At 70.0% G+C, this 17,212-nt stretch carries 16 protein-coding genes and 1 tRNA gene; 5 read left to right on the top strand and 12 right to left on the bottom strand.

The window, feature by feature from the left end; all coding sequences use genetic code 11:
• Positions 1-55 precede the first annotated feature (55 nt).
• From clpX to PGN25_18320, 4 genes are all read right to left on the bottom strand, one after another.
• Positions 56-1,327, bottom strand: a complete 1,272-nt coding sequence (gene clpX, locus PGN25_18335; protein ID MEH3119479.1) for an ATP-dependent Clp protease ATP-binding subunit ClpX — start codon at positions 1,325-1,327, stop codon at positions 56-58.
• Between the two features lie 253 nt (positions 1,328-1,580).
• Positions 1,581-2,210 (bottom strand): ATP-dependent Clp protease proteolytic subunit, encoded by a 630-nt coding sequence (locus PGN25_18330; protein ID MEH3119478.1) that lies wholly within the window; start codon positions 2,208-2,210, stop codon positions 1,581-1,583.
• Positions 2,211-2,342: 132 nt separating this feature from the next.
• A complete protein-coding gene (gene tig, locus PGN25_18325) occupies positions 2,343-3,767 on the bottom strand; it encodes a trigger factor (GenBank protein MEH3119477.1) in 1,425 nt (474 codons plus the stop codon).
• Positions 3,768-3,880: 113 nt separating this feature from the next.
• Positions 3,881-3,965: transfer RNA gene (locus PGN25_18320), tRNA-Leu, on the bottom strand.
• 177 nt (positions 3,966-4,142) lie between these two features.
• On the opposite strand from PGN25_18320, the gene PGN25_18315 reads away from it, so the two are divergent.
• Positions 4,143-5,582: a multicopper oxidase family protein gene (locus PGN25_18315; GenBank protein MEH3119476.1), complete on the top strand. Its 1,440-nt coding sequence runs from the start codon at positions 4,143-4,145 to the stop codon at positions 5,580-5,582.
• Between the two features lie 58 nt (positions 5,583-5,640).
• Positions 5,641-6,267, top strand: a complete 627-nt coding sequence (locus PGN25_18310) for a hypothetical protein (GenBank protein ID MEH3119475.1) — start codon at positions 5,641-5,643, stop codon at positions 6,265-6,267.
• Positions 6,268-6,516: 249 nt separating this feature from the next.
• On the opposite strand, the gene rfbA is transcribed toward PGN25_18310, so the two are convergent.
• The 4 genes from rfbA to rfbC all read right to left on the bottom strand — a co-directional run bounded on the left by rfbA (position 6,517) and on the right by rfbC (position 10,054).
• Entirely contained in the window at positions 6,517-7,407 is an 891-nt protein-coding gene (rfbA, locus tag PGN25_18305; GenBank protein ID MEH3119474.1) for a glucose-1-phosphate thymidylyltransferase RfbA, read from the bottom strand.
• Between the two features lie 15 nt (positions 7,408-7,422).
• On the bottom strand, positions 7,423-8,313 hold the full coding sequence (gene rfbD / locus PGN25_18300; protein ID MEH3119473.1) for a dTDP-4-dehydrorhamnose reductase: 891 nt from the start codon (positions 8,311-8,313) through the stop codon (positions 7,423-7,425).
• Between the two features lie 2 nt (positions 8,314-8,315).
• Entirely contained in the window at positions 8,316-9,374 is a 1,059-nt protein-coding gene (gene rfbB, locus PGN25_18295) for a dTDP-glucose 4,6-dehydratase (GenBank protein MEH3119472.1), read from the bottom strand.
• A 128-nt stretch (positions 9,375-9,502) separates the two neighbouring features.
• Entirely contained in the window at positions 9,503-10,054 is a 552-nt protein-coding gene (gene rfbC / locus PGN25_18290; protein ID MEH3119471.1) for a dTDP-4-dehydrorhamnose 3,5-epimerase, read from the bottom strand.
• Between the two features lie 173 nt (positions 10,055-10,227).
• Between rfbC and PGN25_18285 the strand changes: the two genes are divergently transcribed.
• A complete protein-coding gene (locus PGN25_18285; GenBank protein MEH3119470.1) occupies positions 10,228-10,671 on the top strand; it encodes a DUF2147 domain-containing protein in 444 nt (147 codons plus the stop codon).
• Positions 10,672-10,693: 22 nt separating this feature from the next.
• Here the strand turns inward: PGN25_18285 and PGN25_18280 are convergent, their stop codons facing one another.
• The 4 genes from PGN25_18280 to PGN25_18265 all read right to left on the bottom strand — a co-directional run bounded on the left by PGN25_18280 (position 10,694) and on the right by PGN25_18265 (position 15,077).
• Entirely contained in the window at positions 10,694-11,161 is a 468-nt protein-coding gene (locus PGN25_18280) for a hypothetical protein (GenBank protein ID MEH3119469.1), read from the bottom strand.
• Between the two features lie 164 nt (positions 11,162-11,325).
• Positions 11,326-11,718 (bottom strand): hypothetical protein, encoded by a 393-nt coding sequence (locus PGN25_18275; protein MEH3119468.1) that lies wholly within the window; start codon positions 11,716-11,718, stop codon positions 11,326-11,328.
• A gap of 331 nt (positions 11,719-12,049) precedes the next feature.
• Entirely contained in the window at positions 12,050-13,870 is a 1,821-nt protein-coding gene (locus tag PGN25_18270; GenBank protein ID MEH3119467.1) for a methylmalonyl-CoA mutase family protein, read from the bottom strand.
• Positions 13,871-14,237: 367 nt separating this feature from the next.
• Positions 14,238-15,077, bottom strand: coding sequence for an undecaprenyl-diphosphate phosphatase (locus PGN25_18265; protein MEH3119466.1), 840 nt, complete (start codon positions 15,075-15,077; stop codon positions 14,238-14,240).
• Between the two features lie 228 nt (positions 15,078-15,305).
• On the opposite strand from PGN25_18265, the gene PGN25_18260 reads away from it, so the two are divergent.
• Together PGN25_18260 and queG are read left to right on the top strand one after the other, a co-directional pair.
• A complete protein-coding gene (locus PGN25_18260; protein ID MEH3119465.1) occupies positions 15,306-15,998 on the top strand; it encodes a glutathione S-transferase family protein in 693 nt (230 codons plus the stop codon).
• The gene (gene queG, locus PGN25_18255) at positions 15,995-17,209 is read left to right on the top strand and encodes a tRNA epoxyqueuosine(34) reductase QueG (protein ID MEH3119464.1); all 1,215 of its coding nucleotides are present in this window, start codon (positions 15,995-15,997) and stop codon (positions 17,207-17,209) included. Before PGN25_18260 ends, queG begins: the two co-directional genes overlap by 4 nt.
• The last annotated feature ends 3 nt before the right edge of the window (positions 17,210-17,212 follow it).

Genomic DNA, 17,212 nt, shown 5'->3' with positions numbered 1-17,212 from the left:
CCGGAACGAAAAAGGGCCGCCGGCTCACTACCGGGCGGCCCTGGATGCAGGCCGGTCAGGCGCTGACGCTGGCCGGTGCGTCCTTGTTGCGGTCGCCATGGATGAAGAGCGGCCTGGATTTGCCCTCGACCACCTCCGGGCCGATGACCACCTGCTCGACCGAATCGAGGCCCGGCAGGTCGTACATCGTGTCGAGGAGGATGGTCTCCAGGATCGAGCGCAGGCCGCGGGCGCCGGTCTTGCGCTCGATGGCCTTGCGGGCGACGAGGCTGAGCGCCTCGTCCTGGAAGGTCAGCTCGACGTTCTCCATCTCGAACAGCCGCTGGTACTGCTTGACGAGCGCGTTCTTCGGCTCCTGCAGGATCTTCTTGAGGGCCTCCTCGTCGAGGTCTTCCAGCGTGGCGAGCACGGGGAGACGGCCGACGAATTCCGGAATGAGGCCGAACTTGAGAAGATCCTCGGGCTCGACACTGCGAAAAATCTCGCCCGTGCGGCGGTCCTCGGGCGCCTGGATGACGGCGCCGAAGCCGATCGAGGTGCCCTTGCCGCGCTGGGAGATGATCCGCTCGAGCCCGGCGAAGGCGCCGCCGCAGATGAACAGGATGTTGGTGGTGTCGACCTGCAGGAACTCCTGCTGCGGGTGCTTGCGACCGCCCTGGGGAGGCACGGAGGCGACGGTGCCCTCCATGATCTTCAGGAGCGCCTGCTGCACGCCCTCGCCCGAGACGTCGCGGGTGATCGAGGGGTTGTCGGACTTGCGGGAGATCTTGTCGATCTCGTCGATGTAGACGATGCCGCGCTGCGCCCGCTCGACGTTGTAGTCGGAGGCCTGGAGCAGCTTCAGGATGATGTTCTCGACGTCCTCGCCGACATAGCCGGCTTCCGTCAGCGTGGTGGCGTCGGCCATGGTGAAGGGCACGTCGAGGATGCGGGCCAGCGTCTGCGCGAGCAGGGTCTTGCCCGAGCCCGTCGGCCCGATCAGCATGATGTTGGACTTGGCGAGCTCGACGTCGTTGTGCTTCGTCGCGTGGGCGAGCCGCTTGTAGTGGTTGTGCACGGCCACCGAGAGAACCTTCTTGGCGAAGTCCTGTCCGATGACGTAGTCGTCGAGGACCCGGCGGATCTCCTTCGGGGTCGGCACCCCGTCGCGGGACTTCACCAGCGAGGACTTCGATTCCTCGCGGATGATGTCCATGCACAGCTCGACGCACTCGTCGCAGATGAACACCGTCGGGCCCGCGATCAGCTTGCGGACCTCGTGCTGGCTCTTGCCGCAGAACGAGCAGTACAGCGTGCTCTTCGAGTCGTTGCCGCCTGTCTTGCTCATGTCGGTCTCCGGTTCGCGGGCGCGGCCCCAGCCAGGAGGGCCCACGCTTCGGTCATACGATGTAAGCGCATCCGCCTAAAGAAACAGTCACACGGGGCGGATGCGTCGGGATTGAGGCGCTCGAATCCCGATGCAATCATGTGGCCGGCTCGGGATCAACCGGCCTGGGCTCCAGGGCGGGCGCCCAAAGGACGCATGAGACCCGTCGCGGTCGAGAGAGCGTGCCCTGGGCGCCTCAGGTTCCCCGCCGTCCTCAGACCGTGGCAGCCGTCTCGGGGGACTTGAGCTTCACCTCGTCGATCAGGCCGAATTCCTTGGCCGCGTCGGCGGTCATGAAGTTGTCGCGCTCGAGCGCCTGATGGATCGTCTCGTAGTCGCGGCCGGTGTGCTTCACGTAGATCTCGTTCAGGCGCTTCTTGAGCGCCTCGATCTCGCGGGCATGGATCAGGATATCGGTGGCCTGACCCTGGAAGCCGCCGGAGGGCTGGTGCACCATGATCCGGGCGTTGGGCAGGGCGAAGCGATGGCCGGGCTCGCCGGCGGCGAGCAGCAGCGAGCCCATCGAGGCCGCCTGACCGATGCAGAGCGTCGTGACCGGGCAGGGAATGAACTGCATCGTGTCGTAGATCGACAGGCCCGAGGTCACCACACCGCCGGGCGAGTTGATGTAGAAGGAGATTTCCTTCTTCGGGTTCTCGGCCCAAAGGAACAGGAGCTGGGCGACGACCAGCGAAGCGCCCTGGTCCTCGACGGGGCCGGTGAGGAAGATGATCCGCTCGCGCAGGAGCCGGGAATAGATGTCGAAGGCGCGCTCGCCGCGGCTCGACTGCTCGACCACCATCGGCACGAGCGAGTTGTGGAAGTAGTCGACCGGATCTCTCATGTCAGCCCTCGGCTCCGGAGTCCGGCCCCGGCGCGAATCGCCCGGGGCCGGTTGGTTACAGCGAACATGGCAGCCGTTAACGCCGCCTGATCTCAAAGATCGCCGCCCGCCGCGGAGCCGGAGGGTCGGCGATCAGCCGGCAGCCTTGTCGGCCGCCGCCTCGTTGCTGGACTCGCTCGGCTTCCCGTCCGTCGAGGCCGCGTCGGCCTCGTCGGCCTCGGCGAAGAGCGTCTCCTTGGAGACGGGTTCCTCGACGACCTGGACCTGACCGAGGACATGGTCGACGACCTTCTCCTCGAACAGCGGCGCGCGAAGCTCGGCGAGCGCCTGCGGATTGTTGCGGTAGAAGTCGTAGACCTGCTTCTCCTGACCCGGGAACTGCCGGATCCGGGCGAACAGGGCCTGATTGACCTCATCGTCCGAGACCTTGATATCGGCGGTCTCGCCGACTTGCGCAAGCACCAGCCCGAGGCGGACGCGCCGCTCGGCGATCTTGCGGTACTCCGTCTGCGAGGCCTCCTCGGTGGTGCCCTCGTCCTCGAAGGTCTTGCCGCGGGTCTTCAGGTCCTGCTCGACCTGTGCCCACACGGCGGCGAACTCCTGGTGGACGAGGCTCGGGGGGAGCTCGAAGGCGTACTTGCCGTCGAGCGCGTCGAGCAGCTCCTTCTTGAGCTTGCGGCGGGACTGGGCCTCGTAATCGGCGCCGACGGCCTTGGAGACGGCCTCCTTCAGCTTCTCCAGGTCGTCCATGCCGAAGCGCTTGGCGAGTTCGTCGTCGATCTTCGTCTCGCCGGGGGCGGCGACCGCCTTCACGGCGACGTCGAACGCGGCGTCCTTGCCGGCGAGGTGCTCGGCCTGGTAATCGGCCGGGAAGGCCACCTTGACGAGGCGGCGCTCGCCGACCTTGGCGCCGACGAGCTGGTCCTCGAAGCCGGGGATGAAGGTGTTGGAGCCGAGTTCCAGATCGGCATCCTCGCCCTTGCCGCCCTCGAACGCGCTGCCGTCGATGCGGCCGACGAAGTCGATGGTGACCCGGTCGCCTGCTTGCGCCTCGGCGCCCTCCTCGCGGGGTTCGAAGGAGCGGCTGTCCTTGGCCATCCGTTCCAGGGTCTCGTTCACCTCCTCGTCGGAGGGCTTGAGCACGAGCCTCTTGACCGACACGTCGGAGAGATCGGCGAGGTCGAAGCTCGGCAGCACCTCGAGCTTCACCTTGAAGGCGAGGTCGCCCTTGGCATCGAGGGCGCGCTCGATGATGGTCTGCTCCTCGTCCTTCGGGAACTCGATCTGCGGCTCCAGCGCGAGGCGCAGGCCCTTGTCGGCCACGATCTGCTGGTTGGCCTCGTTGACGGCGTTCTGCAGGACATCGGCCATCACCGACTTGCCGTAGACCTTGCGCAGATGCGCCACCGGCACCTTGCCGGGGCGGAAGCCCTTGATCTGGACCTTGCCCTTGATGTTCGAGAGCTCGGTGTTGAGGCGATCCTCAAGCTCGGTCGCGGGGAGGAGCACCTGAAACTCGCGCTTCAGCCCCTCGGAGGTCGTCTCGGTCACCTGCATCGTCGTTCGTCCGCTGTTTTTAAACCGCAATCTCGTCTTCGCGTGCCGCGGCACCATGGCGAGGCCCCGGCGGGAACCGTTTTCGGTTCCTGACGCCGATCCCGATACGGACTTGGTGCGGGCGGAGGGGCTCGAACCCCCACGTCTTGCGACACTGGAACCTAAATCCAGCGCGTCTACCAGTTCCGCCACGCCCGCGAGCGCCATCGACACGGGCTCAGGGTTCCGAGCCGTCGAAGCGCGCGTCTATAGCATGCGCACCCGGGGCCGCAGCAAAAAACTTGCGAACGGGTTTGCGCGGTGGCGGGGCGAACCGCGCCTGTCTACAACGCGGGGCCCGAAGTCAAAGACGACGCGACGACCACGCGAGGCGCCATGCGACAGCCCGACCCGATGGCCCAGCCCGAGCCGGGATCTTTTTCGCGACGCGACCTGCTCGCCGGCAGCGCCGCCCTCGCCCTGATCCCGGCGGCCGCGGGAGCCCAGGCGCCGGCCGACGAGACGCCGCCACCGGAGCCGATGCCCCTCAAGGCGGCGCCGGCTCAACTCCGCCTCAAGCCCGAACCCGCCCCCGAGACGGCGGTCTGGCGCCTCGGCCAGGCGGAGGCGCCGATCCTGCGGGTCAAGCTCGGCGAGACCGTGCGGCTGCGCGTCGAGAACGGAACCGACAAGCCGCTCTCGCTGCACTGGCACGGGGTGCGCAACCGGAACGCCATGGACGGCGTCGGCGGCGTCACGCAGGAGCCGATCGAGCCGGGCGAACGCTTCACCTACGCGTTCACCCCGCCGGATGCCGGCAGCTTCCTGATCCGCCCCCTCGTGGTCGGCGGGTCGAGCGAGCCCTCGGGCCGCGGCATCGCCAGCATGCTGATCGTGGAGGAGCCCTCCCCGCCCCCGGTCGACGGGGACATCGCGCTGCTGCTGCAGGACTGGCGGCTCGACGAGGCCGGCGCGCTCCAGCCGTTCGGGCAGGTCGCCTTCGCCGCCGCAGCCGGGCGCCTCGGGAGCGTCGTCACGCTCAACGGCCGGCCGATCCCCCTCGGGCTGGAGGCCCGGCCCGGCAGCCGCCTGCGCCTTCGGCTCGCCAATGCCTGCAACGCGCGCAGCCTGCGCGTTCGCTTCGACGGGCTGAAGGCCTCTGTCGCGGCGGTGGACGGGCAGCCCAGCGACACCTTCGAGCCGCTGAAGGCGACGCTGCCCTTCGCGCCCGGCACCCGCTACGATCTGCTGCTCGACCTGCCGGCGCAGGCGGGCCCGGCCGGCACCATCACCGCGCTGATCGGCCAGGGCCTGCCGCTCGCCACGCTGACGGCTTCCGGCGAACCGGTGGCGCAGGCGGGCCGGGCGGCGATCGGCTCGATCCCCGAGAACAAGCGCCTGCCCGCCGAGATCCGCCTTCAGAGCGCGCTGCGCCGCGACCTCGTGCTGACCGGCGGCGTGCGGCCGGACAAGACCAAGCCCGGCGCCGAAACGCCCTATCAGGGCGATCCGGGCAAGGTCTGGCAGATCAACGGGGCGAGCGGGGCGGCGGGAATGGCGCCGCTGTTCTCGGTCAGGCGCGGGGGCGTGGTGGTGTTGACGATCCGCAACGACACCGGCTTCATCCAGAGCCTGCACCTGCACGGCCACGTCTTCCGCCTGCTGCATCAGCTCGACGACGGCTGGGAGCCCTACTGGCTCGACACCGTGCAGATCCCGGAGGGACGCAGCGCCCAGATCGCGTTCGTCGCCGACAATCCCGGCCGCTGGCTCCTCGGTGCCACCGTGCTGGAGCGATTCGACACGGGGCTGTGGACGAGCTTCGAGGTGACGTGATGGACCTTTGCCGGCCGGCGACGTATGGCGCTGCACGATGGAGAGGGCAGCGACACGAATGCCGACGGCCGGTCTCGCCGCACTCGGAGCCGTCGTGGCGCCGGGCGGGGCCGGCGAGGGTCGTGCCCAGGCGGTCGAGGCGAGGCCGGAGGTGCAGGATGGATCCGCGGCACGTGCCTTGATCGAAACCTTGAGCGCCCGCCTGCTCGCCGGGCCGAGCGCCACCGCCGTGCTCGAAGCGTGGTGCGCCGAGCGCGGGCTCAGCCCCGATCCACGGATCGTCGCCGTGCGCGTCCCCGGTCCGGACGAGCCTCCCGGCGCGGCGCGGCGCGAGCGGCTGGCCGTGGGGCCGGACGAGCCGGTGCGCTACCGCCGGGTGCGGCTCACCTGCGGCGCCCACGTCCTGTCGGAAGCCGACAACTGGTACGTTCCGGGCCGCCTGACGCCGGCGATGAACGCGGCCCTGGACGGCACGCAGGCCCCCTTCGGCCACGTCGTGCGCCCGCTGGGGCCCAGCCGCCGCAACCGGACGCCGACGATGCTGTGGCGCCCCGAGAGCGGTGGAACGCCCGGACCCGGCGAGCCCCTGTTCTCCGTCGAGGCGGTGCTCTCGGCCGGCGGCGTGCCGTTCTGCGAGGTCGCCGAGACCTATGCCGGCGCGGTGCTCATCCAGGGCGGGCGCTGACGCGATTTCATACCGAACGGTTCGCTGCCCGGACCGTCATCGCGAGCATGGCGAAGCGATCCGGCGGCGCGAGCTTTCGGAACATGCGGCGCGCTGGATTGCTTGCGCCGAGCCTCGCAATGACGGAGAGAGGCACCCGCGCCGTCATCGCGAGCCGTCAGGCGAAGCAATCCAGCACCCGCGACGGCGCCGAAAGGAGCATCCGGGCGGTCCGACGGCATCCGCGCCGGAAACGCCAAGGCTCCCGCTTCAAAAATCCCGATCGGGCCGGCGGCCTTCCCGGGCGAGGCGCAGCAGGTTCTGGCCGTAACTGGTCTTGGCGAAGAGCTCGCCCCGTGCCTGGAGCTGCTCGCGGCCGATGAAGCCCTGAAGGTAGGCGATCTCCTCCAGGCAGGCGACCTGAAGCCCCTGCCGGTGCTGGAGCACGCGCACGAACTCGCCGGCCTCCAGGAGATTGTCGTGCGTGCCGGTGTCCAGCCACGCGTAGCCGCGGCTCATCCGCTCGACATGGAGCTGGCCGCGTTCGAGATAGGTCTGGTTGACGGAGGTGATCTCGAGCTCGCCCCGGTCCGAAGGTTTCACGTCGGCAGCGATGTCGAGCACTTGATTGTCGTAGAAGTACAGCCCGGTCACCGCCCAGGGGCTTTCCGGGGTCTTGGGCTTCTCCACCAGCTTCAGCGGCCGGCCCGACTCGTCGAGGGTGACGACGCCGTAGGCCTCCGGATGATCGACGTGGTAGGCGAACACCGTCGCCCCGCTCTTGCGGGCGCGGGCCTTGGCCAGCAGCTCGCTCATGCCGTTGCCGAAGAACAGGTTGTCGCCGAGCACCAGGGCCACGTCGTCGCGGCCGACGAAGTCGCGCCCGATGAGGAAGGCCTGGGCCAGTCCCTCGGGGCGCGGCTGCACCGCGTAGGAGAAGGTCAGCCCGAACTGCTCGCCGGTGCCGAGCAGGCGCTGGTAGTTGCCCAGGTGCTCAGGGCTCGAGATGATCAGGATCTCGCGGATGCCGGCCAGCATCAGCACCGAGATCGGATAGTAGATCATCGGCTTGTCGTAGACCGGCAGCAGTTGCTTGTTGATCGCCAGCGTCGCCGGATGGAGCCTTGTGCCGGAGCCGCCGGCGAGCACGATGCCCTTCATACGAACACGTCCCGATCAGTTGGAGCGGACCGGCCCCACCAGCCGGTCGAGGATGTCGTCGAGCGCCGCCTCCCAGGGCCGCGGCGCGATACGAAAGGCGTCGGTCAGGCTCTGCGTGGACAGGCGGGAATTGGCCGGGCGCTTCGCGGGCGTCGGGTAGGCGGAGGTCGGGATGCCCTCGACCGGCACCGAGCGCCCGCCACGCCGCGCCGAACCCGCCAGGATCGCGCGGGCGAAGTCGCACCACGTGGTGGCGCCGTCGTTGACGCAGTGGAAGGTGCCCGTCGGCGCGGCCTCGTCACCCGCCAGCCGCAGGGCGATCGTGGCCAGCGCCGCGGCGAGGTCGGCGGCCGAAGTCGGGCAGCCGTGCTGGTCGTCCACCACGGTCAGACGATCCCGCTCGTTTGCCAGCCGCAGCATCGTCTTCACGAAGTTGCCCCGGTGCGGGCTGACCACCCAGGCGGTGCGGACAACCGCGTGGCGCGGGTTGGCCGAGCGCACCGCCATCTCACCCGCCGCCTTGCTGGCGCCGTAGACGCTTCTCGGGTTCACGGGCGCGTCGGGGGCATGGAAGCCGTCGCCCGAGCCGTCGAACACGTAGTCGGTCGAGACGTGCACGAGCGGGATGTTTCGCCTGTTCGTCTCGGCGGCGAGGAAGGCGGGGGCGAGCGCATTGAGGCGCCACGCGGCCGCGACCTCGCTCTCGGCCCGGTCCACCGCCGTGTAGGCGGCCGGGTTGATCACCGCCGCATAGGCCCGCGCGTCGAGCGCGGCGGCGATCGCTCCCTCGTCGGCGATGTCGAGGGTCTGGCGGTCGGGGGCATGCACCCGCACGCCCTCGGGCCAGGAAAAGGCCTGAAGCTCCGTGCCGACCTGACCGGCGCCGCCGAGGATCAGGATGTCCATGCTCAGGCGCTCTTTTGCGCGAGGCCGAGGCGCTCGCCGGAATAGCGGCCCTCTCGGATCGGGCGCCACCACGCCTCGTTGTCGAGATACCAGCGCACGGTCTCTTCCAACGCCTCCTCGAACACCTTGGTCGGCCGCCAGCCGACATCGGCCTCGGCCTTCGAAGGATCGATGGCGTAGCGCCGGTCGTGACCGGGCCGGTCGGCGACGAAGGAGATCAGGCGCTCGTGCGGGCCGTGCTCGGGGCGCAGCCGGTCGAAGGCGGCGCACAGCGCCTTCACCACGGCGAGGTTGTTCCGCACCGAGCGCCCGCCGAGCAGGTAGGTCTCGCCGAGCCGGCCGCGCTCCAGCACCGCGACGAGGCCGCGGGCATGGTCCTCGACATGGATCCAGTCGCGCTCGTTCAGGCCGTCGCCGTAGACCGGCAGCGCCTTGCCCTCCAGCGCCGCCAGGATCATCAGCGGGATCAGCTTTTCGGGGAAGTGGCGCGGGCCGTAGTTGTTCGAGCAGTTCGTCACCAGCACCGGCAGGCCGTAGGTCTCGTGCCAGGCCCGCGCGAGGTGGTCGGAGGCCGCCTTCGAGGCCGAGTAGGGCGAGCGCGGATCGTAGCGGCTCTCCTCCGTGAAGAAGGCGTCCGGCGGCAGCGAGCCGTAGACCTCGTCGGTCGAGACGTGGAGGAAGCGGAAGGTCTTCCTGGCCTCGCCGTCGAGGCTCTCCCAGTGGGTGCGGGCGCCGTCGAGCATCACCTGGGTGCCGATCACGTTGGTGCGCACGAAGGCGCCGGGATCGGTGATCGAGCGGTCGACATGGCTCTCGGCGGCCAGATGCATCACCGCCTCGGGCCGGAAGTCGGCGTAGAGCGCGTGGACACGGGCCGGATCGCAGATGTCGGCCCGCTCCAGGCGGTGCCGGGGATCACCCTTCAGCGGGTCGAGCGAGATCGGGTTGGCGGCGTAGGTCAGGGCGTCGAGGGTCAGCACCTCGTGGCCGAGATCCTGCACCAGATGCAGCACCAGGGCGGAGCCGATGAAGCCGCAGCCGCCCGTCACCAGAATGCGCATCGATCCAAACTCCGTCGGTGCCGGCCCGTGCTCTCCGCCCATCGAGCCGGAAGAGGCATGTTGCGTTGCGGCTATGTCAACCTGAGGTCGGGATCAACCGGCTCGGCCGCCGCTCCCGGCACCTCGAATCAGAAGACGCGGCCGAGATCGGCCAGGAGGGGGGCGACCTTGTCCTTGCCCGACAGGATCGCATCGGCCTCGGCGACCGGCCATTCGATGCCGATGGCCGGATCGTTCCAGCGCAGGTTCCGGTCGTCGGCCGGGCTGTAATAGGCGTCGACCTTGTAGGCGACCATGGTATCCGGCTCCAGGGTGCAGAAGCCGTGGGCGAAGCCGGCGGGCACGAAGAGCTGCTCGCCGCCCGACGCGTCGAGGCGCACGGCGACGTGCCGGCCGTAGGTCGGGGAACCGGAGCGGATGTCCACGGCGACATCGAGGATCGCCCCGGCGAGCACCCGCACCAGCTTGGCCTGGGCGCCGGGCGCCACCTGGAAATGCAGGCCGCGGATCGTGCCCACGGGCGCGGAGAAGGACTGGTTGTCCTGAAGGAAGACGTTGGCGATGCCGTGCTCGGCGAGGATGTCGGCCCGGTACACTTCCGAGAACCAGCCGCGGTCGTCGCCGTGGCGCTTCGGGATCACCCGCTTGACCGCCGGGATCTCGGTCTCGATCACCTGCATCCGTTGCTCCTGCCTCGCCCGCTCTCGGCAATTGCGGGTCGTAGGCCGCGCCAAGGTGGCGAAGTCAAGGCCGTATCGTAACTCGTCGGCCGTCCCGCTCCTTGTCGAAGCGTGGCCGCACGACTACCGCTGGTGATATCCGGCAACGACAGCCGGAGAGGAGGAGAACACCGATGACGACGCTTCGTGCCAACCGTTCACGCCATCTGTCGACGGCGGCGCGCGCGGCCGCGCTGCTGCTTGCCGTGTCCGGCACGGGCGTCCTGGCACAGAAGGCGGCGGACCTCTCCGGCGTATGGCAGACGGAGACGCCGGGCTCGACCGTACGCATCTCCCGCTGCGGCGGCGGCTATTGCGGAGTGATCGCGTCGACGACCGGTCCCGGCGTCGACGCGCAAAATCCCGATCCGTCGCTGCGCACGCGCAAGCTCGTCGGCGTGCAGATCATGCAGGTCGGCACTCCGGGCGGTGCGGGTTTCGACGGCAGTCTCTACAACCCGACCGACGGCAAGACCTATTCGGGCAGTCTGACTCCCAAGGGACCCGACACCGTCGAGGTCGCGGGCTGCGTGCTCAGCGTCCTGTGCAAGCGCCAGACCTGGCGGCGGGTCCGGTAACAGGCCCCGGCTTCGACCCGGGTCAGTGATCCGCACCCTCCGGCGCGGCTTCAGCCGCGCTGTCGGCGAGGGACGCCTTCTCCGTCGGCGGCTCGGCGCTCGCGACGGCCTTCGGCTCCAGCAGGGGCTGCAGGCGGGTGGCGAGCTGCTTGTCGAGGTGGCGGGCATAGGCGCCCTTGAAGTAGGTGGCGCCGGTGCCGCGGCCGTAGATGCGGTCGTGCGCGACCGCCATGCGGTCGACCTCGGGGCGGCACAGGAAGCCGGTCACGCCCGCGGCCTCGTACCAGCGTCCGTCCCGGGCCAGCCGAACGGCCTTGGGGTTGGACATCACCGTCTCGGCGAAGCAGGCCGTGGCCGCCTCTTCGAGCGGCGCCAGCACCGCGTGCGGGGAACCGGGCACGTGCTGCCGGGCCGGGCGCGCCTCGGCCGCGGGATCGAGCAGCACGGCGGCAAGGCCGAGGAACGGCACGGCTTTCATCGCGGCTTTCATGGGGCGCCTCGAACGGGTGTCGAACGCCGTCAGTGTTCGCCGGAGAACGTGCCGGATCTAGGGCGAGAATCGGCCCCTTCTGCCGCACCGCGAGATAAAGTGAGTGTTTGTCGCCCGGCGGCCACAGCCAGCCGGCGCAGGCAGGCGGGGGCGCTCGGGTGGCATCAGCCGCGGCGGACGGCGTTCCAGTTTCCGCTGCAACTGATCGGCCCGTCGCCCAGCGTCGTCCAGCGGCCCGAGCCGGTCCCCTGAGCGGTGAGGCGGCCGAGCACCTGCGCCGCACTGCCGCCGCGGGAGATGGTGCCGCGGACGGTGCCGTTGGACGAGACACGACCGCGAATATCGAACTCGCCGCCGCCGTAGATGGCCTCGCCGCGTTCGATCTGTACGCCATAGCGGTAGGCCCGGTCGCAGGGACCATCGAGGGTCACGACCTCGATGCTCCAGCGGCCGTCGAAGCGGTCGGGCACCTGCACCTTGCGCTTGGCCGCGTCCGCCGTGCCGAGCCCCGCGGCGGTGACGGCGAGGATGACGGCGGCGAGGATCGGCAGGCGCATGGGGTCGGGGTCCGGCTGGTGGAGGCCTTGACGGCGGTGCCTGCCGGAAGATTGCCTCGGACCCCGCAGAGTCAAGGTTGCGTGCGGCACCGCAGGGCCGCGACCCCGGGTCGACACGACAAGCGCGCAGGATACCGATCCACCCCGTCCGTCCCCTCCGCCGTCATTCCGGGGCGCCGGAGGCGAACCCGGAATGACGGACAAGGGCAAGAGGAATGACGGTCGAATGCCGTGAGCCTGAGTACAGAGCCCTGGTTCCGAGCCCTGAGTTCCGAGCCTTGGCGGCGCCGTGACCCTTCGAAAACCACGCCCCTGCGACACGGTTCTCCCCTCAACCCCTCGCCCGCTCCGCCGCCTCGCGCAGCAGCGCGAGCAGGTCGCAGCCCGCGAACAGGAAGCCGTGGACGCCGGCCCGGCCCAGCGCATCCGCATCCGCGGGCTTGCCGGCGAGGTAGATCGTGCCGGCGCCGGCCGCCCTCAGGGCCTCGGCGGCGGATACGGCGTCCGTCGCGTAGACGGCATCGGAGGAACACAGGCAGGCGAGCCGCGCGCCGGATGCCTTGAACGCGTCCGCCAAGTCGCTCGCATCCGAAAAGCCGTCGTTGCCCAGCGCCTCGATGCCGCCCGCGGCGAAGGCGTTGGCGGCGAAGGTCGAGCGGGCGTTGTGGACCGCCACCGGGCCGAGATTGGCCAGGAACACCGCCGGTCGCCGGCCCGTCTCCGCCAGCACGGCGTCGGAGGCGTCGCGGAGCGCCTCGTAGGCCTCGGCCAGACGCAGCGAGGGCAGAGCGGCCTCGGACCGGGTCGTCGCGGGACGGGGCGCCACGTCGAGGACGGCGACCGGCTTCTCGGCGAGGAAGGGAAACGCGCTGGCACCGGTGAGCGGCTCCCTGCGGGTCGCCACCGCCCGGGCACGGGCCTGGGCCACCCCCGCGATCCGCCGGCCCAGCGCGCCGGATTCGAGGCTCGCGGCGATGCCGCCCTCGCGCTCGATCTCTTGGAAGAGGCCCCAGGCCTTCTCGGTCAGTTCGGCGGTGAGCGCCTCGAAGCCGCCGGCGCCGGCGGCCGGATCGGACACCTTGGCGAGGTTCGATTCCTCGATCAGCACGATCTGGCTGTTGCGCACCACGCGCCGGGCGAAGGCGTCGGGCAGGCCGAGCGCCTGGGTGTAGGGCAGCGCCGTCACCGAATCGGCCCCGCCGAGGCCGGCCGAGGCCGAGGCCATGGCGGTGCGCAGGATGTTCACGAACGGATCGCGGCGGGTCATCATCCGCCACGCGGTCTCGGCCAGCACCCGCAGCGGTCTCGGTTCGAGGCCGCAGGCCTGCTCGACCCGGGCCCAGAGCCGGCGGATCGCCCGGAACCTGGCGATGGTCAGGAACTCGTCGGCATCCGCCACCAGCAGGACGGAGATTTTTTCACGCGCCTGCGCGAGGCCGTGGCCGCCCGCCTCCAGCGCCCGCAGGTAGGCGACGGCCGTGGCCAGCACGGCGGCGAGTTCCTGCACCTCGCTCGCGCCCGCCTCGTGGTAGGGCCGGCCATCGGCGAGCGCCACGCGGCCGCGATAGCCTTCGAACACGCTCACCGCCTCGGAAAGCCGGGCCTCCCAGCCCGAATCGAGCCGGCCGGTCGCGGCGCGGATGCCGAGGGGATCGAGGCCGAGATCGAGGTCGAGGGCGGCCGGATCGTCGCCGCGGCGCTCGACCAGTCGCTTGAGCAGAGCCGCCGTCTCGAAGCCGGCCAAGCCGGCATCGAGACGCAGGGCGATGAGCGGCAGCATCACACCCTTCAGCGCGGCGTCCAGCGCGTCCACGGACGAGAGGTCGAGGCCGAAGCCGCGGGCGGCGGGCGCGTCGCGGTGGACCAGAACCAGCGCGTCGGCGCCGCCTTCGAGGTCGGTCAGCGCCTGCGCCGCGGCCTTCTCCGCGTCGGGATGGTCGATGCGCTGCGCCAGCCGCCAGGGGCCGGGCGCCCGCACCGGCTGCGCCGCGGCGGCCGCCGGCGCGTAGAGCGGCTCGATGCGCAGGCCGTCGGCGGTCTTCGAGACGAGGCGTTTCTCGAAGTCGCCCCCCTTCAGCGCGGCCTCGACGGCGCCGCGCCAACGCTCGCGGGTGGCGGGCTCGAACAACGCGGCGAGGGGACGATCTTCCATCTTGAGCGAGACCCTAGAGCGCTCTCCGCCGAAATGGACACCGGTTCGGCGAAAGAGAGTGCGTCAAAACAAGGATCCGGAGCCTGTCCCGATTGCAACGCGGTCGGGACGAGCTCCAGGGCAGCGACGTTTCCCGGCTGCTTCTTGAGAGAGCAGCGACTTGGCCGCAAGCCCTTGCACGGGGCGCGGGCGGACGACAACCGACTTTATACCAACGGGCGATGATCCCGACTCATCGCCCGTTGCCCGCACGAAGGCGCGGCGGCGGGCGTCCGCCGGACGCAAGGGATACGACCATCGGTCGGCTTCCCTGCAGCTTGGTATTCGTCCGGGTCACCGCGCCCGCCTCGCTCAAAATCCTGAGGCTTCAGCCAAAAACAATCAGTCCGGCGAAGCCGAGCGAGCCCACGACGATGCGCCACCACGCGAACAGCCAGAAGCCGTGGCGGGAGACGTAGTCGAGCACCGTGCGCACCACGATCAGGGCCGAGACGAAGGCGGCGACGAAGCCGATGACGATCAGCAGCGCGTCGTTCGAGGACAGGTTCCTGTAGTTGTCGAGCAGGTCCTTGGCGAAGGCGCCCGCCATGGTCGGCATGGCGAGGTAGAACGAGAACTCGGTGGCCGAGCGCTTGCTCGCGCCCATCAGCATCGCCCCGACGATGGTGGCGCCGGAGCGCGACACGCCGGGGATCATGGCGAGGCACTGGAACAGGCCGATCTTCAGCGCCATCGGCAGGCTGAACTCGAACACGTCGGTCTTTCGCGGGCGCTCGGTCGGGCCGTCATGCGGCGCGGCCTTCGGCTCGCCGACCGTGTCGTCGACGACGAGCAGCACGAGGCCGCCGGCCACGAGGGTCGCGCAGACGATCCACGGATTGAACAGGTAGAACTTGATGTATTTCGAGAACAGCCCGCCGACGATCGCCGCGGGCAGGAAGGCGATCAGCACCGCCAGCACGAAGCGGCGCGCCCTCGGGTCGTTCGGCAGCGCGGTGGCGATCCCCCAGAGCCGCCCGAAATAGGCGAACAGGATCGCCAGGATCGCGCCGAGCTGGATCAGCACCTCGAAGGTGTTGTTGGGCGAGTGGAAGCCGATGAAGTGGCCGATGAGGAGTTGGTGGCCGGTCGAGGAGACCGGGATGAACTCGGTGGCGCCTTCCACCACGGCGAGCACGAGCGCCTTCGCGATCAGGACGAGATCCATGGGCCTGCTGTTCCCCGCGCCGATGTCCCGGCACATGCGGGCTGCGGCAGACGACGGCGATGCGGCAGCTTTGCGGCGGCAGGGTTGACGGGCGGTTACCGCCCTGCGGCGCGTTTGTTAATGAGGTGGCAACGCTGGAGAAATAATCCTGGCGCGTCGCCCCAATTTTGCCGGTGCGGCACGGTCTGCCCAGGGCTCTGCCTTCTTTACCGCTGAACCACGGCCTCGATGGCGACGCTCTATCACTCCCCGTTCTGCCCGAACTCGCGCTTCATCCGCCTCGTCCTGGCCGAGATGGGCATGGAGCCGACCCTCGTCGAGGAACGGGCCTGGGAGCGGCGCCGCGACTTCCTCGTCGTCAACCCGGCCGGCACCACGCCGGTGCTGGTGGAGCAGTCGGGTCTCGCGATTCCGGGCGCGGGCGTGATCGCGGAATATCTCGACGAGACGCGGGGCTTGGGGCTCGCCGGACGGCGCCTGCTGCCGGACACCACCACGGCCCGGGTCGAGGTGCGGCGCCTGCTCGACTGGTTCCTCGTCAAGTTCGACACGGAAGTGACCGAGTATCTCGTCACCGAGAAGATCGACAAGCGCTTCATGTCGTCGGCGGCCGGGGGCGGTCCTCCGGACATGAACGCCATTCGCGCGGCGCGCACCAACGTGCGCTATCACCTCCAATATGTCGGGTATCTGATCGGGCATCGCCGCTGGCTCGCGGGCGACGACCTGACCTATGCCGATCTCGCGGCGGCGGCCCATCTCTCCTGCGTGGATTATCTCGGCGACGTGCCATGGGACGAGGACGAGATGGCGAAGGACTGGTACGCGCGGGTGAAGTCGCGGCCCTCCTTCCGCGCGCTCCTGGCCGACCGGGCGCCGGGCATGCCGCCGGCGGCCCACTACACGGATCTGGACTTCTGACGTCGGCCGAGGGGGCGGTCGAGCGGTCGGCGAAGGGGGCGGGCAAAGTCCCGCTCACCGGTCCCGCCCTCCGGCACGCCGTCGAGACGCGCGCGCGCCGTCTCGGCTTCGAGGCGTTCCGCGTCACGCGGCCCGACGCCGTGCCGCGCTTGCGCGAGCGGCTGCCCGAATGGCTCGCGGCGGGCCATCACGGCACCATGGGCTGGATGGAGGAGCGGGCCGACCAGCGTGCCGCGCCCTCCGCCCTGTGGGCCGAGGCCCGCAGCGTCGTCATGCTCGGCCTGAATGCCGGCCCCGAACACGATCCCCTCGATCTCGTCCGCCTGAAGGCGTGCGGCGCGATCGCGGCCTACGCGCAGCGGCGCGACTATCACGAGGTGATCAAGGGCAAGCTGAAGGAACTCGGCGGCTTCCTCTCGGCGAAATCCGGCGAACCGGTGAAGGTCTTCTGCGACACCGCCCCGGTGATGGAGAAGCCGCTGGCGGAAGCCGCCGGGCTCGGCTGGCAGGGCAAGCACACGGTGCTGATCTCGCGCGAGCACGGCAACTGGCTGATGCTCGGCGCGATCTTTTCCCGCGCCGACCTCGAACCCGATGCGCCCGAGACCGACCGTTGCGGCTCCTGCCGCCGCTGCCTCGACATCTGCCCGACGGACGCCTTCCCCGCCCCCTACCGGTTGGACGCGCGCCGCTGCATCGCCTACCTCACCATCGAGCATCACGGCCCGATCCCGCGCGAATACCGTGAAAAGATCGGCAACCGGGTGTTCGGCTGCGACGACTGCCTCGCGGTCTGCCCCTGGAACAAGTTCGCGGGCGCGGCCCGGGACGTCCGGATGGCCGCCCGCGCGGATCTTCTCGCACCGCCTCTGGCGGACCTCGCCCGCCTGGACGACGCGGCCTTCCGGACGCGGTTCGCCGGCACGCCGATCAAGCGCACCGGCCGCGACCGCTTCCTGCGCAACGTGCTGATCGCCATCGGCAATTCCGGTGAGTCGGGTCTCGCCGAGGAGGCGGTGGCCCACCTCGATGAACCGGACCCGGTGGTGCGCGGCGCGGCCGTCTGGGCCTGCGGGCGATTGCTGCCGGGGCAGCGGCTCCACGGTCTGTTCGAGACCCATGGACGCGACGAGCCGGAGGCGCATGTGAGGGAGGAATGGCGCGCCGCCCTTCCCCTTCCTATGGAAGAGGACGGCAACCGGGAGACCTGAACC

Source organism: Methylorubrum populi, from assembly GCA_036946625.1.
Lineage (GTDB): Bacteria > Pseudomonadota > Alphaproteobacteria > Rhizobiales > Beijerinckiaceae > Methylobacterium > Methylobacterium populi_C.
The sequence above is the reverse complement of the archived record's forward strand: the minus strand, read 5'-3'. Positions and strand labels throughout refer to the sequence as shown.

Coding starts and splice junctions, on each gene's coding strand:
- tig (MEH3119477.1), bottom strand. CDS start 3,767: ATGCAGGTGACCGAGACGACCTCCGAGGGGCTGAAGCGCGAGTTTCAG.
- rfbA (MEH3119474.1), bottom strand. CDS start 7,407: ATGAAGGGCATCGTGCTCGCCGGCGGCTCCGGCACAAGGCTCCATCCG.
- PGN25_18330 (MEH3119478.1), bottom strand. CDS start 2,210: ATGAGAGATCCGGTCGACTACTTCCACAACTCGCTCGTGCCGATGGTG.
- PGN25_18310 (MEH3119475.1), top strand. CDS start 5,641: ATGCCGACGGCCGGTCTCGCCGCACTCGGAGCCGTCGTGGCGCCGGGC.
- PGN25_18280 (MEH3119469.1), bottom strand. CDS start 11,161: ATGAAAGCCGCGATGAAAGCCGTGCCGTTCCTCGGCCTTGCCGCCGTG.
- rfbC (MEH3119471.1), bottom strand. CDS start 10,054: ATGCAGGTGATCGAGACCGAGATCCCGGCGGTCAAGCGGGTGATCCCG.
- clpX (MEH3119479.1), bottom strand. CDS start 1,327: ATGAGCAAGACAGGCGGCAACGACTCGAAGAGCACGCTGTACTGCTCG.
- PGN25_18275 (MEH3119468.1), bottom strand. CDS start 11,718: ATGCGCCTGCCGATCCTCGCCGCCGTCATCCTCGCCGTCACCGCCGCG.
- PGN25_18270 (MEH3119467.1), bottom strand. CDS start 13,870: ATGGAAGATCGTCCCCTCGCCGCGTTGTTCGAGCCCGCCACCCGCGAG.
- PGN25_18315 (MEH3119476.1), top strand. CDS start 4,143: ATGCGACAGCCCGACCCGATGGCCCAGCCCGAGCCGGGATCTTTTTCG.
- PGN25_18265 (MEH3119466.1), bottom strand. CDS start 15,077: ATGGATCTCGTCCTGATCGCGAAGGCGCTCGTGCTCGCCGTGGTGGAA.
- rfbB (MEH3119472.1), bottom strand. CDS start 9,374: ATGCGCATTCTGGTGACGGGCGGCTGCGGCTTCATCGGCTCCGCCCTG.
- PGN25_18285 (MEH3119470.1), top strand. CDS start 10,228: ATGACGACGCTTCGTGCCAACCGTTCACGCCATCTGTCGACGGCGGCG.
- rfbD (MEH3119473.1), bottom strand. CDS start 8,313: ATGGACATCCTGATCCTCGGCGGCGCCGGTCAGGTCGGCACGGAGCTT.
- PGN25_18260 (MEH3119465.1), top strand. CDS start 15,306: ATGGCGACGCTCTATCACTCCCCGTTCTGCCCGAACTCGCGCTTCATC.